A 16,861-nucleotide genomic window follows, 5' to 3' on the forward strand; every position below is an offset into this window, starting at 1 on the left:
GTGCTGGTCGGCGACCGCATCCGTTTTTCCACCCAGGTAGTGGCCAAGCGGCCGACCTCCAAACCCGGTCGCGGCCTGATCACCAGCCGCAATGGCGGCGTCAACCAGCGCGGCCAGACCGTGATCGAGTTTTACGCTTCGGTTTTTGCGCCGATCGAGGAGTGAGCGCCGCTATTTCTCCGGCCAGCGAAAATCGTCGGCGCGGCCTGGTTGCGGCTCGGAAGCGGTAGGCGCCGGCGTCGGCGTGTCGGCCAGGGCGCCGCCTGGCTTGTTCAAGTCGCCGCCCGGCGAGACGGCGGGATCGGTCAGCGGCTCAATCTTTCCCGCCAGCGGTTTCGGCGGCGGAGCCACCGGCTCGGGCGGCTGTGGCGCGGCCTGCGGCGCGCTTTCGCCAGGGCTGACGGAAGGGGAAGGAGCGGAAGACGGCGCGGCTTCCCCTGGCGCCGGAGCGGGTTGCAGCGCCGCTTCCAGCACATGGCGAATTTCCGGCTCGACGAAATGCGCCGCCTTGCGCGCCCCGGCCTTGCTGAAATGGACCCCGTCCATGGCGCGCTGGCGCACGATGTCGCCGTTTACGTCCGGGCCCCAGGCCTTGTAGGCGGAAGCGACGTCGGAGAAGGGCTCCCAAAGATCCACGAAACGCGCGCCGAGCGCGCCGGCATACTGGCGATCGATGTCGTTGAACACCAAAGCGGCGTTGGACAGGCTCTCGCTGCGCATGATCGGCAGGCCGACCCATACCAGCGGCACGTTCTTGTCGCGGAAGGCGCTGGCGATTTCCTCCACCCTTTTGGCGTAGATTTCGTTGAACGGCTTTGAAAGGGGTTCGATGCCGCCTTCGATGCGCAGTTTCTGATTGTCGTTGATGCCGATCTGGATCACCGCCATGTCGATGTGCTGCGGGCCTTCGAGCAGCTTGCTCACCGCTTCCGGCCAGTCGAAGAAATCCGGGCGGACCAGGCCGGTGTCTTCACGCGACCTGTTCAGTATCGCGACGCGCGGATCATTGGCGAAAGCTTCCGCCAGCCCCTGCGCCAGCATTCCCGCCTCGCTGTCGCCGATGACGGCGACGAAGAAACTCGGCGGCGGCCGCTCGGCCGGAGCGGCGGCGGGCGTGGCAGGCGCGCTGGGCGCCGGATAGCTCGTCGTGTGCGGGGGGTTTGAATGGCGGGTCGGTCGAGGGGAGCGCGTGCGGGGCGCTGGCGCGCGATGGGTCCCGAACAGCGATCCGAAAAAATCGGAAACCGCGTCCTGCGCCTGGGCCGGCGGCGCCGCCGAACCGGCCAAAATCAGCATCGTCGCCAGCGCAAGGGCGAAACCGGTAGGGAAAAGCCGCGAACGAGACGGCGGGCGGGAAGGACGGCTCAAGGCTGGCATGCGGCGAGCCTAACCGATTTCGGTCTTTTGCGCGAGTGTGGCCTAGGCCGCTAAAAGGATACGATCGAAGCCAGGACCGAAGGCGTTCCGGCTTTCACCCTTTCGGGGGCGAGGGTGACGAAAACGCAAGCGGCGGCGATGGCGGCCAAAGTCAGCAGCCGCAACAATTGCGGCCAGCGGCAGGGCGCCGGATTTTTGTGGCGGCGGCAGACGTCATTGAATTCCCGGCGGTAAATCGGGGCCATGATCATTGTTTGTCTCCCAACCCGTCAGGAGCTTCGCCCAGAATCGGGCTTGGGCGACAGGCTAGGACCCAAGGCGTTAAGCAAGCGTTAACCACGAAGCGGCGAGCGCTATTTCCCACGCCGCGCGAAAGATTATTTGCTGAAGGAACCCGAGGCCGGCTGCGCTGGCTGCTCGCCAAAATGGTTTTGCAGGTTGCGCGGCGGCGGGTTGGCGGCGAGCAGGTCGGTTTTGGCGGCGGCGCGCAGCGCGGGGGCCAGGCCGCCGGAGACGGTCGGGCGTGCGTGCGTTTGCGGCGTCGAAGTGACCATGGCCTGCAGTGCGACGCGGTCGACGCGCGCCGGCGCCATTTGGGTCGCGGCGGCCTTGGCGGCGCGCGCCTCCTCGGCCTTGCCAAGAGCGGCGGCGCGCAGGGGGGGCATGGCGGGACGCGGCGGCGGCAGCGGCGGGGCCACGATCGCGGGGACGGAAGTTGACGCATAGGAGAGAGAGACGGTCCCGGTCGAGGACGGGCGCAGGACGAGAGCCGATCCGCGGGTGATGACGTCCGGCAGCCTGGCCAGCTCGGCCGGACGCGGCGGCGGCAGCGGCGCCTCAAGCTCAGCGAGCTGAACGGGGCGGCGCGGCGGCAAAGGGACGTCGGCCGACTGCGCGTCGGCCGGTTGCGGGGCGGCTGCCGGTTCTTCCTCCGCGCCCGGACGTTCAGTCGCGGCGGCGGCCGCGGGCTCCGGCTTCTGGGCAGGCTGCGGCGCGGGCCTGACCGCCGGCTCGGCCAACGGCGCCTGCTGGGCCGGCTGCGCGGCGGGCGCAGGCGGCGGGGCCACCGCCTGCGGGCCGCCGGGGGCGGCATCGGGCGCGCCCATATAGGTTTCGCCGCGCGGCAGATTGGTTTCCGCGCTGGCCAGCAGCTGCCTCTGCTCGGCGGCGGCGGCCGCTGCTGCTGCGGCGTCGTCGGTTTGGGCCTTGGCGAGACGGGTCGGCTTGGCGACGGGAACGCTTTCGCGAATCTCCTCCTCCGGGTCCTCGCCGCCGCTGAAAAGCCGGGCGAAAAAGCCGAATATGCCGCCGCCATTGGCTTCGGCCACCGAAACCGCCTCGCCGCCGCGGGCGATAATTTCGGCGCGGGCCTCCTCATAACCGGGGAGGGGATGGCCGTTCGACGGCAGATGCACGGTCTTGCCGTCGGGGAACAGCCGCACCAGCTGATCGTAGCTCATGCGCGGCCAATGGCGCACGCCGCCGACGTCGATATGCACGAAGGGCGTATTGGCGTTGGGATAATAGCCGACGCCGCCGCGTTGCATCCGCATGGCGATCTCGCGCAGCTTTTCCATCGACAGGCCCGGCATGGTGGAATCCATCGCCTTGCCGAGCATATGCTGCGAATGTTCGGCCACGGCGCGCGAGCGGCGGCGCAGCATGGCGTTGGTGGCCGGGCAGCGGTAGGCCGAGACCACGACGATCGGGTCTTCCGGCCCGGTATTGCGTCCGGCGCTACGGTAGGCCTCCCACAGGGCGTCGAACAGCCGCGGGTCCATTTTGGTCGGTTCGTCGGTGCGCCAGTCGCGCAAAAACCAGTTCAGCTTTTCCAGCATCGCGCCATCGTAATGGCCGTTGATGCGAAAAGTCGCAGCGATCGCTTCCTTGCTGTGTGAATGATAGAGAAAAAGCGTGCGCGTATCGCCATTGGCCGCCGCCGATTCGAGGGCGTCGGGCGCGAGCGAGACGAAAAGTCCAATGAAAGCGGCGGAAATCCGAAGCTTTTTTCCGCGAGCGTCGAGGCGGCCGGCGATTTTGGTCAAGGCGGAGAAGCTAACCGAGATCAAACGCGCTCCTGTCGTGGCTTTTTTGGCGGATTAGGCCAGGGAAAGAGAAACCGACCGTTTGACGATTAATCCTTAACGCTCGGTTTCCGAACTCGAAGGCCGACATAGCGCATCTGTCACGACAAAGCCACAGCTCGACGAAAAATCGTATCTAGCCGCGCTTTTTTGTCGCAAGAGGCGGCCAGGGAACGATAAAGAGCGAAAATCAGCCGATTTCCGGAGATTATGCAGGAGTTTGATGGCCGCCGGCTCCTTTAGCTGCTCAAGCCAAGCAATTGCCGCGCCTTGCCGGCATAGCCGTAAACATCCTCGAAACGCCGCAATTCGCCGCCATCGTCGACCGTCATGGTGAAATAGACCAGATGGATCGGCAGCGGTTCGGGCAGCCGAACCTGCCGCTCGTTTTTCCCCAGCATTTTCTTCAGCCGAGCCTCGCTCCAGCCTCGCTCCGGACGCAGCAGGGCCTCGGCCAGCCTGAACGGCTGGTCGACGCGCACGCAACCGTGGCTGAAGGCGCGGCGGGATTGGGCGAACAATTGGCGCGTCGGCGTGTCGTGCAGATAGACCGCGTAATCGTTGGGGAAGATGAACTTGATCCGACCCAGGGCGTTTTTCTCGCCCGGCGGCTGGCGGACATGCAGGCGCCCATTGACATATTCGACGTCGTAGCCCATGCGCCGAAGGGAATCCAGCTTGCCGGTCATTTCGTTCTTGATGATCGATTGCGGCACGTTCCACGACGGATTGACGATCAGATATTCCATCCGGTTGGAAAACAGCGGCGTCGGCTTATCCGGCTTGCCGACAATGACGCGCGTATTCAAGATTTCGGCGTCGGCGCGGTAAAGCCGCGCGGAAAATTCCGGAATATTGACCATCAGCCGGTCGGCGCCGAGATCACGCGGCTGCCAGCGCCAGAATTCCATGTTGGTGACGATTTCCGCTTCCATCGCGGCATTTTTTCGCGGCGCGATGGCGCGGACGGCGTCGCTGGCATGATGTTTCGATTCGATCGCCGCCAGCAGCGCCACCGGCGCCGAAGCCGCGCGCCATAGCGCCAGTTTTTCGCGCAAGGCGAGATAGCCGGCCTGGCTCGGGTTGAAGGATTGCAGCATGTGATCGGCGTCGAGCGCCCGCGAGGTTTCGTCCAGCGCCTGCGCCGGTCCGACCACGTTTGGGCGCGCGTGGATCAGCCGGGAAATCTGCCCCGGGTCGAGGCGCCCGCCGCTGGCCTGGAAGGCATAGGCGGCGACCGCCTCGGACAAGGCGACGTCGGCGAGCGCCAGCGACGTTTCCTGCCCGCGATCCAGCGAAAACACGCGATAGGCGCTCAGATCGAGGCCATCCTCGGAAGCTTGCTGCAAGCGCCGGAACACGGCGCGGGCGGCGGGAGTCCATTCGCCGTTGGCGAGCCAGACCGGAGCATCGCCGCGGCTGGCGTAATAGGCGTCGAGCGCCTGCCGCTGGGCGCGTGATTGCGGGTTCGCCTGGCCGGATTCGCCGCCGGCGCGGATCAATGCGGCGCGGATGGCGCGGTTGAACGAAGGTTTTTGCGGGGCTTGAACCTCCGTCGCCGCCGGCGCGTCGGACTGGCCTTCGTCGACTGGCGGCGCCGTGGCGTCCTGCGCCCAGCCGGCATTGATCGGCGCAAGCGTCGTTACACCAGCGAGCGTCGCGGCCAAGGCTAGCGTCGCGGCCCGAATATGCCGGGCGGCCGAGCCAAGCGTAAACATGAGGCGCCCTTTCCTTCCAGATCGTCAGATGGTTACGCCCCGGCGGGAAAGCCATAGCTCGCGCCGGCGCAAGTCGGCCACTGACGAAAACCCTTGTTACCAAAATCCATTTAAGGCGGGGTATCAAATCTGCCGTGGCGGTCGGCCACAAAGCCAGGCGACCGACATTTTGCTCCCGCGTTGCGCCGCAGCAACAGCCCCGTTCAAGCGGCGTTGGCGCCCTCGGCGCCTTCGTCGAGGCCGTAATCCTTCATCTTGCGATAGAGCGTCGAGCGGCCGATGCCGAGCTTTCGCGCCATTTCCGACATTTGGCCACGATAATGCGACAAAGCGAAGCGGATTGTCGATTCCTCCAGCGCTTCCAGCCGGCGCACGTCGCCATTTTCATCGAGCAGGCGCAAGACATTGGGGTCGCGCATCTCGATGCGCACGATTTCGCGATGGGACTGGGCGACCGGCGCGGGCGCCGGCGGCACCCTGACGTCGAATCCCTCCACCTGGGCGGCGATCTGCGGAAACTCGGCCACGGTCAATTCGTCGCCATCGGCCAGGACCACGGCGCGGAACATGGCGTTTTCCAGCTGGCGGACATTACCCGGCCAGTCATAGGCGGACAGCAGGGCCAAGGCCTCGGAGGTGAGGCCGCGCAGCCTCTTGCCTTCCTCGGCGGCGAATCGGGCGAGAAAGCGCCGCGCCAGGTCGGCGACGTCGCCGCGACGGGCGCGCAAGGGCGGAACGGCGATGGGGAAGACGTTCAGGCGATAATAGAGATCCTCCCGGAAACGGCCCTTCTTGACCAGTTCGATCAGATTCTGGTTGGTGGCGGAGATCAGCCGCACGTCCACGCGCACCGGCTTTCGCGCCCCCACCGGGTCGATCTCGCCCTCCTGCAGGGCCCGCAAAAGCTTGACCTGGGTTTCCAGCGGCAATTCTCCGACTTCATCGAGGAAAAGCGTGCCGCCGTTGGCTTCTACGAATTTGCCGACGTGTTTTTCCGAGGCGCCGGTAAAGGCGCCCTTCTCATGGCCGAACAGGATGGATTCGACCAGATTCTGCGGCAGCGCGCCGCAATTGACGGTGACGAAGGCCTTGCCGCGCCGGTCGGAGGCGCCCTGGACGGCGCGCGCCATCCATTCCTTGCCGACGCCGGACTCGCCCTCGATCAGCACCGGGATATTGCTCTTGGCCGCGCGCTCCCCAAGCCGTATCGCCCGCAGCATGTCCTCGCCGCGCGAAAAAATGTCCTTGAAAGTCAGCTGTCCCGCCGCCTTGCGGCCGATGCGGCGAATTTCGCCCTCCAGGGCGTCGAAACGCAAGGCGTTCTTGATCGAAATCTGCAATCTCTCGGCGCCGACCGGCTTGACCACGAAATCCAGCGCTCCCGCCCGCATCGCCGAAATCACCGCCTCGATCGAGCCATGGGCCGTCTGCACGATCACGGGCGTTTCGATTTTCCGCTCGCGCATCCGCTCCAGCACGCCCATTCCGTCGAGATCGGGCATGACGAGATCGAGTATCAGCAGATCGACCCGGGCCTGGTCGCAGGCCTGCAACCTCGCCAGCGCCGCCTCGCCGCCCTCCGCCGTCTCCGTCTCGTAGCCGAAGCGCCGCACCATGGCTTCGAGCAGGCGGCGCTGGACGGGGTCGTCGTCGGCGATCAAAACGGTCGGAATCATCATGGCGCTTTCGTTGCGGCGGAGCTTCCGCCTCCCCCATGCTGCGCGATTACGGTAAATGCGGTGTTAATGCCGGCGATTTCCCTCCCGCGTCCGCGCGGTGCGGGCGGAGGTGTGGGGATCTTTGACGTTGCGTGATCCAGATTGAAAAGCGAGCGGGTTGATCGACGCGACTTGCGCGCCAATATGCTTGGTGCGAACCTTGGACGAATCTTCCGCAAAGCCGCGAGCGCCATGACCCTTTTTTCTCCGACGTTCCCCCGCCATCCGGAAAGTTCCGGCGCCCGATCCGAGGAAAAGGCGACGGATTTGCCGGTCTGGCGGCTCGACGATCTCTACAGCGGCCTAGACAGCCCGGCTTATGCCGAGGATTTGAAGAAAGTGGCGCATGAGTGCCGGGAATTCGCCGCCTGCTACCGCGGCGCCCTGCCGCGGCTGCTCGAGGGACCGGAAGCCTCGAAAGAGCTTTACGACGCTGTTCGCCGCTACGAGGCGATCGACGACCTGATCACGCGCATCATGTCCTTTGCCGGCCTGTCCTACGCCGAGGACACGGTCGATCCCGTGCGGGCGAAATTCTATGGCGACGCCCAGGAGCGGGTCACCGCCGCCTCGACCGACCTGCTGTTCTTCCAGCTGGAGCTGAACCGGATCGACGACGCCGCGCTGGAACGCGCGATGGCGCAGGCGCCCTTGTCGCATTACCGGCCGTGGATCGAGGATTTGCGCAAGGAGAAGCCCTTTCAGCTGGAAGACCGCATCGAGCAATTGTTCCATGAAAAGTCGGTCACCGGCCACGCCGCCTGGAACCGGCTGTTCGACGAAACCATCGCCTCCTTGCGGTTCGAGGTCGATGGCCGGGAACTGACGTTGGAGCCCGTGCTCAACCTGTTCCAGGACCCCGATCCCGCCTTGCGCGAAAAGGCCTCGAACGCCATCGGCGCGACGCTGAAGGCGAACCTGCGCGTTTTCACCCTGATTTCCAACGTCCTGGCCAAGGACAAGGACATTTCCGACACCTGGCGCGGCTTCAAGGATGTTGCGGAATCGCGCCACCTTTCCAATCGCGTCGAGCCGGAAGTGGTGGAGGCGATGGTCGCGGCGGTGCGCGCCGCTTATCCGCGCCTGTCGCACCGTTATTACAAGCTCAAGGCGCGCTGGTTCGGCAAGGAAAAGCTGTCGCACTGGGATCGCAACGCGCCTTTGCCCGACGCGCCGCAGAAGAACTACGACTGGGCGCAGGCGCGGGCCGCCGTGCTCAACGCCTATGGCGACTTTTCGCCGCGCATGGCGGAAATAGCGCAGAAATTCTTCGACCGGAAATGGATCGACGCGCCGGTGCGGCCCGGCAAGGCGCCCGGCGCCTTCGCCCATCCGACCAGCCCTTCCGTCCATCCCTATGTGCTGCTGAATTACCAGGGCAAGCCCCGCGACGTCATGACGCTGGCGCATGAGCTTGGCCATGGCGTGCACCAGGTGCTGGCCGCGCCGAATGGCCCGCTGATGGCGCCGACGCCGCTGACTTTGGCGGAGACCGCCTCGGTGTTTGGCGAAATGCTGACCTTTCGCAGCCTGCTGGCCGAGGCGAAAGATCCCCGCGAAAAACGCGCCATGCTGGCCTCGAAGGTCGAGGACATGCTCAATACGGTGGTGCGGCAGATCGCTTTCTATTCCTTCGAGCGCAAGTTGCACGAGGAGCGCAAGCAGGGCGAACTGACCGCCGAGAAAATATGCGAATTATGGATGAGCGTGCAAGCGGAAAGCCTCGGCCCGTCGATCGAGCTCGGCGAGGGATATGAGACTTTCTGGGCCTATATTCCACATTTCATCCACTCTCCCTTCTATGTCTACGCCTATGCTTTCGGCGATTGCCTGGTCAATTCGCTATACGGCGTTTACCAGAAGGCGGAGCCTGGCTTTGTCGAGAAGTACTTCGCCCTCCTGTCGGCGGGAGGCTCGAAACATTACAGCGAATTGCTGAAACCTTTCGGCCTGGACGCGCGCGACCCGGCCTTCTGGGACATCGGCCTGTCGATGATCGAGGGCCTGATCGACGAATTGGAGAAAGTCGCGATCTGACATTATGCGGCGCTCAAGCCTTTCCTCCCGCCACATTGGGGATCGATGGATCTGCAAGGAAAAACCGCACTTGTCACGGGCGCGGGGAGCGGCATCGGCCGCGCCATTTCCCTCTCTCTGGCGCGAAGGGGCTGCAGCCTCGCTCTGGTTGACGTCGATCCTCTGGGATTGGCGGAAACTTGCGATCTGGCCGCGCAAAACGGCGTGCGCACCAGCGAGGAGCCACTCGACGTCGCCGATCGGGAAGGGGTGGCGCTGCTGCCGCAGCGTGTTTTCGCGGCGCATGAGAGCGTCGATATTCTCGTCAATAACGCCGGCGTCGCCCTCGCGGGAACGTTCGAGCAGGTGAGCGAGGCGGATTTCGACTGGCTGTTCGAGATCAATTTCCACGGCCTAGTGCGGATGACGCGCGCCTTCCTGCCATTTCTGCGCAACAGGCCGGAGGCGCAGATCGTCAATATTTCCAGTGTCTTCGGGCTCATTTCCGTGCCCGGACAGGCCGCCTATTGCGCCAGCAAGTTCGCCGTTCGCGGCTTTTCCAACGCCCTGCGGCTCGAGTTGGCGGGCTCCTCGGTCGGCGTCACGGTGGCGCATCCCGGCGGCGTCGCCACGTCCATCGCCAAACGGGCTCGCATTTCCAGCGCCATTGGACCGGACGAGCGGACGCGCCTGACGGGAGAATTTGAAAAAAAGCTGAAAATGCCGCCTCGCGAGGCTGGCGAGATCATTGTCAAGGCCATCGAAGCACGGCGCCCGCGCGTCCTTGTCGGCGGCGACGCCAAATTCGTGGCGCTGACCGAGCGGCTGGCGCCCATATCCAACTATCATATTTTGAGCAAACTGCTTTGACCGTCGACCGGCGCCACCGGCCTGACGAAAATCTCGCTGGCGATTTTCGCCAGCGGATTGAAAGGAGGCGAGCTTGCTTGCGCTTTTGATTTTGCTGATCTCCCTGCTGTTCTGGGGAGTGTTCGCGGTCGGGGCTTTGGCCCTTTTTAATATCGCATTGTCCCGGTTCATCGAGGCGCTCGTTCCCCCGCAGGGCCGTTTCATCGAAGTCGACGGATTGCGCCTGCATGTGTTCGACAGCGGCGAAAAACCGGGCCAGCGGCAGCCGCCGATACTGTTCATCCACGGGCTGATGGGCCAACTCGCCAATCTGTCCTATGCCCTTGCCCCACTCTTTCCGGAGCGGCGGGTAGTGCTGATCGACCGGCCCGGCTCAGGCTATTCGCCGGCGGCGCCGTCACAGAGCCTCAAGGCGCAGGGCGACCTCGTGGCCAAGGCCATCGAGACGCTGAAGTTGCAAAAGCCGCTGGTCGTCGGCCATTCGCTCGGCGGCGCCGTCGCCCTGGCTCTGGCGCTCGACCATTCATCAAGCTTGAGCGGCCTTGCCCTTATCGCGCCCTTGACCCAGCCGGTCGCGGCGCCGCCAAAGCCTTTCGGCGCGCTGGCGCTCCACTCCCGTCTGGCGATCTGGCTAGGCGCCTGGACGCTAGGCCCGGTCGTCACCCTCATGTCGTCGAACACAGCGCGAAAAACCGTGTTCGCTCCGGAACCCATGGCGCCAGATTACTGGAATCGCGGCGGGGCGATTCTTTCCACGCGCCCGGCCGCGCTCGTCGCCGCCGCGCGCGACATAAAAGACCAGCCCCGGGAGCTGCCGGTCATGGCGGCGCGCTATTCCTCTCTCAAAACGCCGGTCGCCATTCTTTTCGGCGCGCAGGACCAGTTGCTCGACCCGAAAGCCCAGGGCGAGGTTTTTTGTGCGCAATACCCCCAAGCCGAGCTGACGATCATCGACGGCGGCCATATGCTGCCGGTGACCCAGCCCCGCGCCACCGAAAGTTTTATCCGCAAGAGTTTGCAGCGGCTGGACGCCGGGTGACGATCAGGAGAATGACATGGCTTTGAAAAGATTATTATTATCGGCGGCGCTGGCCGTCGGCTCCGCTGTGGGAGCCTGGGCTTTTGAGTTGAAAAGCCCGGCTTTTTCCAATGGCGGGACGATTGCCGAAAAACATGTTTACCAGGGCTTCGGCTGCGCCGGAGGCAATCTCTCGCCGGCCCTGAGCTGGAGCGATCCGCCCGCCGGGACCAAGAGTTTCGCCATCATGGTGCACGATCCCGACGCGCCGACCGGCGGGGCGGGCTTCTGGCACTGGATCATCTATAATATTCCCGCATCGGTGACCGGCCTGCCCGAGGGCGTCGGCAAGAACGGCAAGGGTCTTCCCCAAGGCGCGGTGGAATGGACCACCGATTTCGGCAAACCCGGCTATGGCGGCCCCTGTCCGCCCAAGGGCGACAAGCCGCATCGCTACCGTTTCACGATTTACGCGTTGAAGACCGAAAAGCTGGAGATCGCGCCCAACGCCACCGCGTCGCTGGCAGGTTTTCTCATCAACGCCAATGCGCTCGACAATACGACGCTGACCGGGGTTTTCGGGCGATGATTCAATGAAGGATGACGAGACCAATCGTCTTTCGGCCCGCGCCGCGCGCTATCTGGCGATCGGCGCGCAGGCGGGAGGATTCGCCGCGCGGCTGGCTGGCGGGCGGCTGTTCGGCCAGAATTTTGGGAACGCCGGCGACGGCGACGCCCTGGCGCTCGCCCGCGCCCTCGGCGGACTGAAGGGCCCGTTGATGAAGGCGGCGCAACTCATCGCCACCATTCCAGAGGCCTTGCCCGCCGATTACGCAGACGCTCTGGCCAGCCTGCAAAGCGAGGCTCCGCCGATGGGGGCGGCTTTCGTCCGGCGCCGGATGGCCGCCGAACTGGGGCCGGACTGGCGCGAGAAATTCGCCGCTTTCGACCTGCATCCCGCCGCCGCGGCCTCGCTCGGCCAGGTCCACCGCGCCAAAACGCTGGCGGGGGAAGAGGTCGCCTGCAAGCTGCAATATCCCGACATGGCCTCGGCGGTAGAAGCCGATCTCGCCCAGCTCGATCTGGCCTTGGCGCTGCACCGGCGGCTCGATCCGGCGATCGACGCGCGAGACGCCGTGCAGGAAGTCGCGGAACGGCTGCGCGAGGAACTGGATTACCGCCGCGAGGCGAAACACGCGCTTCTCTACCGGCTGATGCTGGCCGAACACGACGAAGTGCGGGTTCCCGGCGTGTTCGAGGCGCTTTCCACCGGGCGGCTGCTGACGCTGGACTGGCTGCAAGGCGAGAAAATACTCGGCGTCCTCGGCGCGCCGGAGGAAGAGCGCAACGCGGCGGCCAAGGCGATTTTCGCCGCCTGGTGGGCGCCTTTCGCGCAATACGGCGTCATCCACGGCGACCCGCATCTCGGCAATTACACGGTTTTTCGCCAGGACGGCGCGATCGGGGGGATCAATCTGCTCGACTATGGCTGCGTCCGCATTTTCTCGCCGTCCTTCGTTGGCGGCGTCGTCCAGCTTTATCGGGCGTTAAGCGCCGGGAACCGCGACCAGATCGCGCAGGCTTACGAAACCTGGGGCTTTCGCGGCCTCAACGGCGATCTGATCGAGGCTCTGACCATATGGGCGCGTTTCATTCTGGGCCCATTGCTCGACGACCGCGTCCGCACCATCGCCGACGGCGTCAAGGCGGGGGCCTATGGGCGGCGCGAGGCGGCCCTGGTCCATGCGAAATTGCGCGAAAAGGGCCCGGTGCGGATTCCGCGCGAATTCGTGTTCATGGACCGCGCCGCCATCGGCCTCGGCGGCGCCTTCCTGCATCTGGCCGCGCGGCTGAATTTCCACGCCCTGTTCGAGGCGGCGCTGGAGGATTTCGATCCCGATACGCTTGCTTCGCGTCAGAAAACGGCTTTGCAACAGATTGGACTTTGACTTTTCGCCTGGAGTCAGCGTAACGGGTTAGGTCCGGTTTTAGCCGTTTTTTGAACACCGACCTAATAACAGTTGCCTTGGTCCTGTCCTTTTGGGAAAACAGTGCCAGCAACGCTCGCAAGATAGAATTTCGCTTGAGGGGAGAACATATGGCTGCGGACCAAATCATGGCGGGCGCCGGCGACGGCCATTCGGCGATGGATTATCCGGCGCACCTGGAGACCTACCGGTTTTTCACCCACCTGATGAAGTGGGGCGCGGTCGGGGTCGTTTGCGCGGTGCTGCTGCTGGCTTTCCTCACGCTTTAGAATCCCACTCAAGGTTTGAGCGCGCGGCCTCGCGCGCATCTTTCAAGACCCGCCTGACGCGGGCCATCTGGAGCTGTTCATGCGCATAGCCGTTCCTGCCGAGACCGCCGCCAATGAAGCGCGCGTCGCGGCGACGCCAGAAACCGTCAAGAAATTCGTCGCCTTGGGCGCCGATGTCGTCGTGCAATCGGGCGCCGGCATAGGCTCGGGCCTGCTCGACGGCGATTACGAAAAAGTCGGCGCGCGGATCGCCGCCGACGCCGCGGCGACCGTCAAGGACGCCGACGTGGTGCTGGCGGTGCGCCGTCCGGAGGCTTCCGCTCTCTCCGGCGTCCATCCGGGCGCGGCGGTCATCGCGATCATGGATCCCTATGGCCAGCAGGAGGCCCTGCAGCGCCTGGCCGGGGCGCAAGTCCGCGCCTTCGCCATGGAATTGATGCCGCGCATCACCCGCGCCCAGGTCATGGACGTGTTGTCCTCCCAGGCCAATCTCGCCGGCTACCGCGCCGTGCTGGAAGCGGCGGCGGAATATGGCCGCGCCATTCCGATGATGATGACGGCGGCGGGCACGGTGCCGGCAGCGAAAATCTTCATCATGGGCGTCGGCGTCGCCGGCCTGCAGGCCATCGCCACGGCGCGCCGCCTCGGCGGCGTCGTCACCGCGACCGACGTGCGTCCTGCCACCAAGGAGCAAGTGGAATCGCTTGGCGCGAAATTCCTGGCGGTCGAAGACGACGAATTCAAGCAGGCGCAGACGGCGGGCGGCTACGCCAAGGAGATGTCGAAAGAGTATCAGGCCAAGCAGGCCGCCCTGACCACCACGCACATCGCCAAGCAGGATATCGTCGTCACCACCGCACTGATCCCCGGGCGTCCCGCGCCGGTGCTGATCACGGCGGAAATGGTCGCCTCGATGCGCCCCGGTTCGGTCATCGTCGATCTGGCGGCGGAGCGCGGCGGCAATTGCGCCCTGACCAAGCCGGGCGAAGTGGTGAAGACCGAAAATCACGTGACGATTATCGGCCATCTCAATATTGCCGGCCGCCTCGCCGCCACCGCCTCGCAGCTTTACGCGAAAAACCTGTTCGCCTTCCTCGAAACCTTGATCGACAAGGAAAGCAAGTCGCTGAAGATCGATCCGCAGGACGAGCTGGTCAAGGCGACCCTGCTGACGCGCGACGGCGCCATCGTCCATCCCGCCTTCGCGGCTCATTGAGACCGCCATTCCCGTCCAATCCGTTTCGTTAGCCCAGGAGAGGGGCGAATTTCATGGCTATTGACACTCAAACTCTGGTCGATCGGGCGCAGGCCGCGGCAACGGCGGCGCGCGCCGCCGCTGACGCCGCGCAGTCTTACGCCGATCAGGTCGCCGACACCGCCGGCGCCGCGGCCCATGCCGCCAGCGGCGGCGCGCTCGATCCCTTCGTCTTCCGCCTGGCGATCTTCGTCCTGGCGATCTTCGTCGGCTATTACGTGGTCTGGTCGGTGACCCCGGCCTTGCACACGCCGCTGATGTCGGTGACCAACGCCATTTCCTCGGTGATCGTGGTCGGCGCGCTCCTGTCGGTCGGCGTCGACGCCGCCGGCGCCATGGATAACGGCCCGGCCTGGGCGCGTATTTTCGGCTTCATCGCTCTGGTGCTCGCCTCGGTGAACATCTTTGGCGGCTTCCTCGTCACCGAGCGCATGCTGGCCATGTACAAGAAGAAGGGCTGAGGTCCATGAACGTCAATCTTGCGGCCTTCCTTTATCTTGTTTCGGGCGTCCTGTTCATTTTCGCCCTTCGCGGCCTGTCGCACCCCACCACGTCGCGCCAGGGCAATCTGTTCGGCATGGTCGGCATGGCGATCGCCATCGTCACCACCCTGGCCTTGCGCGCGCCTGCCGGTTTTGGCGGCTGGCTGCTCGTGATCTTCGGTCTGGCGATCGGCGGCGGCTTCGGCTCCTACCTCGCGCGCAAGATCGAAATGACCAAGATGCCGCAGCTGGTGGCGTTCTTCCACTCGCTGGTCGGACTCGCCGCCGTGCTGGTGGCGGCGGGCGCCCTGTTCGCACCGCAGGCTTTCGGCATCGGCTCGCCCGGCAATATCCATCCCGCCAGCCTGATCGAAATGTCGCTCGGCGCGGCCATTGGCGCATTGACCTTCACCGGTTCGATCATCGCCTTCCTGAAACTCGACGGGCGCATGTCGGGCAAGCCGATCATGCTGCCGCAACGCCATCTGATCAACATCTGCCTTGCTGGGGCTTTGGTGCTGTTTATCGCCGGCTTTTACGGCACGGGCTCGGCTTTCCTGTTCCTGCTGATCGTGCTGGTTTCGCTGGCGCTTGGCGTGTTGCTGATCATTCCGATCGGCGGCGCGGACATGCCGGTCGTCGTCTCGATGCTCAATTCCTACTCGGGCTGGGCGGCGGCGGGCATCGGCTTCACGCTCGGCAATCTGGCGCTGATCATCACCGGCGCCCTGGTCGGCTCATCGGGCGCGATTCTGTCCTACATCATGTGCAAGGCAATGAATCGCTCCTTCATCTCCGTCATCCTCGGCGGTTTTGGCGGCGATACGGCGGTGGCGGCGGGCGCGGTGGAAAACCGTCCCGTCAAGCGCGGCTCGCCGGATGATGCGGCCTATATCCTGCAGAACTCGTCGAAGGTCATCATCGTGCCGGGCTATGGCATGGCCGTGGCCCAGGCCCAGCACGCTTTGCGTGAAATGGCCGAGGAGTTGAAAAAGGAAGGCGTCGAGGTCAAGTACGCCATCCATCCGGTGGCGGGCCGCATGCCCGGCCATATGAACGTGCTGCTGGCGGAAGCCAATGTGCCCTATGACGAAGTGTTTGAACTCGAGGACATCAATTCCGAATTCTCGCAGGCCGACGTGGCCTTCGTGATCGGCGCCAATGACGTGACCAATCCTGCGGCCAAGACCGACAAGACCTCGGCCATTTACGGCATGCCGATCCTCGATGTCGAAAAGGCCAAGACGGTGATGTTCATCAAGCGCGGCATGAGCTCCGGCTATGCCGGCGTCGAGAACGAATTGTTCTTCAAGGACAATACGATGATGCTGTTCGGCGACGCCAAGAAAGTGGTCGAGAGCATCCTCAAGGCGATGTCGCACTAAGGTCGGGCTCGGCCTTCCCTGTCCTCGCTTTTAGCGGCCATTTTGTGAACATATCCAGGCGCGGCGAAAAGCCGCGCCTCTTTGTTTTTTTCTTGCTCCGAGCCATGGCGGAGCCCCATCCTACCCTCGATCAATTGCAGGTCATGCTTGCGGTGGTGGAGGAGGGGAGCTTTTCGGGTCCGGCGAGCGCGATTACGGAGTTTTTTCCGCGCAAACCTGGCGGCTGGCGGATCTCGGCGCGAAACATGCGATGATCTGGGCAGACTTGGCTGGTCGGCATGCCCGCCAAATCCAGAAAATTCCGACTAAAGGAAGATGCGCCCTTTATCAGGGCGGAAAATTCTTGTTAAAAGGCGCCATGAGGTTCCTTGCCCTTTCTTGCCTTGCCCGTTCTTTCTCCCGGCGAATTATCGGCCCGGTACGCGCCTGAGTTTTTCCAGACGCGCGCCGGGATGTTCCGCACGACCTCGTCGCCTCCGATTCTCCTCGAGTTTGATAAATGACCGAAAAAACGGGCCCCGATTATTCCGCGACTCTCTATCTCCCGCGAACCGATTTTCCCATGCGCGCCGGCCTGCCGAAAAAGGAGCCGGAACTGCTGCAACATTGGGGCGAGATCGGCCTGACCGAGCAGATGCGCGCTGCCGGCGCGGGAAAGCCGAAATTCGTGCTGCACGACGG

16 protein-coding genes are annotated in these 16,861 nt (G+C 64.4%); 10 read left to right on the forward strand and 6 right to left on the reverse strand.

The window, feature by feature from the left end:
• Window positions 1–171 precede the first annotated feature (171 nt).
• The 5 genes from ACLP2E_RS20265 to ACLP2E_RS20285 form a co-directional block, all read right to left on the reverse strand.
• Window positions 172–1,377 (reverse strand): SGNH/GDSL hydrolase family protein, encoded by a 1,206-nt coding sequence (locus ACLP2E_RS20265; RefSeq protein WP_442466936.1) that lies wholly within the window; start codon window positions 1,375–1,377, stop codon window positions 172–174.
• Between the two features lie 50 nt (window positions 1,378–1,427).
• Window positions 1,428–1,628: a hypothetical protein gene (locus tag ACLP2E_RS20270; protein ID WP_442466937.1), complete on the reverse strand. Its 201-nt coding sequence runs from the start codon at window positions 1,626–1,628 to the stop codon at window positions 1,428–1,430.
• 126 nt (window positions 1,629–1,754) lie between these two features.
• Window positions 1,755–3,446 (reverse strand): DUF882 domain-containing protein, encoded by a 1,692-nt coding sequence (locus tag ACLP2E_RS20275; RefSeq protein ID WP_442463987.1) that lies wholly within the window; start codon window positions 3,444–3,446, stop codon window positions 1,755–1,757.
• 254 nt (window positions 3,447–3,700) lie between these two features.
• Complete coding sequence (locus ACLP2E_RS20280; protein ID WP_442463988.1) at window positions 3,701–5,179, reverse strand: L,D-transpeptidase family protein; 1,479 nt, start codon at window positions 5,177–5,179, stop codon at window positions 3,701–3,703.
• A gap of 203 nt (window positions 5,180–5,382) precedes the next feature.
• Entirely contained in the window at window positions 5,383–6,855 is a 1,473-nt protein-coding gene (locus ACLP2E_RS20285; protein WP_442466942.1) for a sigma-54-dependent transcriptional regulator, read from the reverse strand.
• Between the two features lie 234 nt (window positions 6,856–7,089).
• Between ACLP2E_RS20285 and ACLP2E_RS20290 the strand changes: the two genes are divergently transcribed.
• The 9 genes from ACLP2E_RS20290 (at window position 7,090) to ACLP2E_RS20330 (ending at window position 16,180) form a co-directional block, all read left to right on the forward strand.
• Window positions 7,090–8,934 (forward strand): M3 family oligoendopeptidase, encoded by a 1,845-nt coding sequence (locus ACLP2E_RS20290; RefSeq protein WP_442462210.1) that lies wholly within the window; start codon window positions 7,090–7,092, stop codon window positions 8,932–8,934.
• Window positions 8,935–8,979: 45 nt separating this feature from the next.
• Window positions 8,980–9,783 (forward strand): SDR family NAD(P)-dependent oxidoreductase, encoded by an 804-nt coding sequence (locus tag ACLP2E_RS20295; RefSeq protein WP_442466938.1) that lies wholly within the window; start codon window positions 8,980–8,982, stop codon window positions 9,781–9,783.
• Window positions 9,784–9,856: 73 nt separating this feature from the next.
• Window positions 9,857–10,822 carry an alpha/beta fold hydrolase gene (locus ACLP2E_RS20300; protein WP_442462208.1) on the forward strand — a complete coding sequence of 322 codons (966 nt, stop codon included), beginning with the start codon at window positions 9,857–9,859 and terminating at the stop codon, window positions 10,820–10,822.
• 16 nt (window positions 10,823–10,838) lie between these two features.
• On the forward strand, window positions 10,839–11,390 hold the full coding sequence (locus ACLP2E_RS20305) for a YbhB/YbcL family Raf kinase inhibitor-like protein (protein WP_442466939.1): 552 nt from the start codon (window positions 10,839–10,841) through the stop codon (window positions 11,388–11,390).
• 4 nt (window positions 11,391–11,394) lie between these two features.
• Entirely contained in the window at window positions 11,395–12,750 is a 1,356-nt protein-coding gene (locus ACLP2E_RS20310; RefSeq protein WP_442466940.1) for an ABC1 kinase family protein, read from the forward strand.
• A gap of 149 nt (window positions 12,751–12,899) precedes the next feature.
• Entirely contained in the window at window positions 12,900–13,058 is a 159-nt protein-coding gene (locus tag ACLP2E_RS20315) for an aa3-type cytochrome c oxidase subunit IV (protein WP_442462205.1), read from the forward strand.
• Between the two features lie 79 nt (window positions 13,059–13,137).
• Window positions 13,138–14,274, forward strand: a complete 1,137-nt coding sequence (locus tag ACLP2E_RS20320; RefSeq protein WP_442462204.1) for a Re/Si-specific NAD(P)(+) transhydrogenase subunit alpha — start codon at window positions 13,138–13,140, stop codon at window positions 14,272–14,274.
• Window positions 14,275–14,327: 53 nt separating this feature from the next.
• On the forward strand, window positions 14,328–14,774 hold the full coding sequence (locus ACLP2E_RS20325; RefSeq protein WP_442462203.1) for a proton-translocating transhydrogenase family protein: 447 nt from the start codon (window positions 14,328–14,330) through the stop codon (window positions 14,772–14,774).
• A 5-nt stretch (window positions 14,775–14,779) separates the two neighbouring features.
• The gene (locus tag ACLP2E_RS20330) at window positions 14,780–16,180 is read left to right on the forward strand and encodes an NAD(P)(+) transhydrogenase (Re/Si-specific) subunit beta (protein WP_442462202.1); all 1,401 of its coding nucleotides are present in this window, start codon (window positions 14,780–14,782) and stop codon (window positions 16,178–16,180) included.
• A 130-nt stretch (window positions 16,181–16,310) separates the two neighbouring features.
• On the opposite strand, the gene ACLP2E_RS20335 is transcribed toward ACLP2E_RS20330, so the two are convergent.
• On the reverse strand, window positions 16,311–16,460 hold the full coding sequence (locus ACLP2E_RS20335) for a hypothetical protein (RefSeq protein WP_442462201.1): 150 nt from the start codon (window positions 16,458–16,460) through the stop codon (window positions 16,311–16,313).
• A gap of 219 nt (window positions 16,461–16,679) precedes the next feature.
• Between ACLP2E_RS20335 and ACLP2E_RS20340 the strand changes: the two genes are divergently transcribed.
• Window positions 16,680–16,861, forward strand: a 182-nt coding sequence (locus ACLP2E_RS20340; RefSeq protein WP_442466941.1) for a hypothetical protein, incomplete at its 3' end; no start/stop codon positions are given.

Source organism: Rhodoblastus sp. (assembly GCF_052145335.1).
Lineage (GTDB): Bacteria > Pseudomonadota > Alphaproteobacteria > Rhizobiales > Beijerinckiaceae > Rhodoblastus.

What these genes read in the sequence shown, in the direction of transcription:
- ACLP2E_RS20320 (WP_442462204.1), top strand. Translation starts at nt 13,138, where the DNA reads ATGCGCATAGCCGTTCCTGCCGAGACCGCCGCCAATGAAGCGCGCGTC.
- ACLP2E_RS20330 (WP_442462202.1), top strand. Translation starts at nt 14,780, where the DNA reads ATGAACGTCAATCTTGCGGCCTTCCTTTATCTTGTTTCGGGCGTCCTG.
- ACLP2E_RS20270 (WP_442466937.1), bottom strand. Translation starts at nt 1,628, where the DNA reads ATGATCATGGCCCCGATTTACCGCCGGGAATTCAATGACGTCTGCCGC.
- ACLP2E_RS20295 (WP_442466938.1), top strand. Translation starts at nt 8,980, where the DNA reads ATGGATCTGCAAGGAAAAACCGCACTTGTCACGGGCGCGGGGAGCGGC.
- ACLP2E_RS20305 (WP_442466939.1), top strand. Translation starts at nt 10,839, where the DNA reads ATGGCTTTGAAAAGATTATTATTATCGGCGGCGCTGGCCGTCGGCTCC.
- ACLP2E_RS20310 (WP_442466940.1), top strand. Translation starts at nt 11,395, where the DNA reads ATGAAGGATGACGAGACCAATCGTCTTTCGGCCCGCGCCGCGCGCTAT.
- ACLP2E_RS20315 (WP_442462205.1), top strand. Translation starts at nt 12,900, where the DNA reads ATGGCTGCGGACCAAATCATGGCGGGCGCCGGCGACGGCCATTCGGCG.
- ACLP2E_RS20265 (WP_442466936.1), bottom strand. Translation starts at nt 1,377, where the DNA reads ATGCCAGCCTTGAGCCGTCCTTCCCGCCCGCCGTCTCGTTCGCGGCTT.
- ACLP2E_RS20285 (WP_442466942.1), bottom strand. Translation starts at nt 6,855, where the DNA reads ATGATTCCGACCGTTTTGATCGCCGACGACGACCCCGTCCAGCGCCGC.
- ACLP2E_RS20280 (WP_442463988.1), bottom strand. Translation starts at nt 5,179, where the DNA reads ATGTTTACGCTTGGCTCGGCCGCCCGGCATATTCGGGCCGCGACGCTA.
- ACLP2E_RS20290 (WP_442462210.1), top strand. Translation starts at nt 7,090, where the DNA reads ATGACCCTTTTTTCTCCGACGTTCCCCCGCCATCCGGAAAGTTCCGGC.
- ACLP2E_RS20335 (WP_442462201.1), bottom strand. Translation starts at nt 16,460, where the DNA reads ATGCCGACCAGCCAAGTCTGCCCAGATCATCGCATGTTTCGCGCCGAG.
- ACLP2E_RS20325 (WP_442462203.1), top strand. Translation starts at nt 14,328, where the DNA reads ATGGCTATTGACACTCAAACTCTGGTCGATCGGGCGCAGGCCGCGGCA.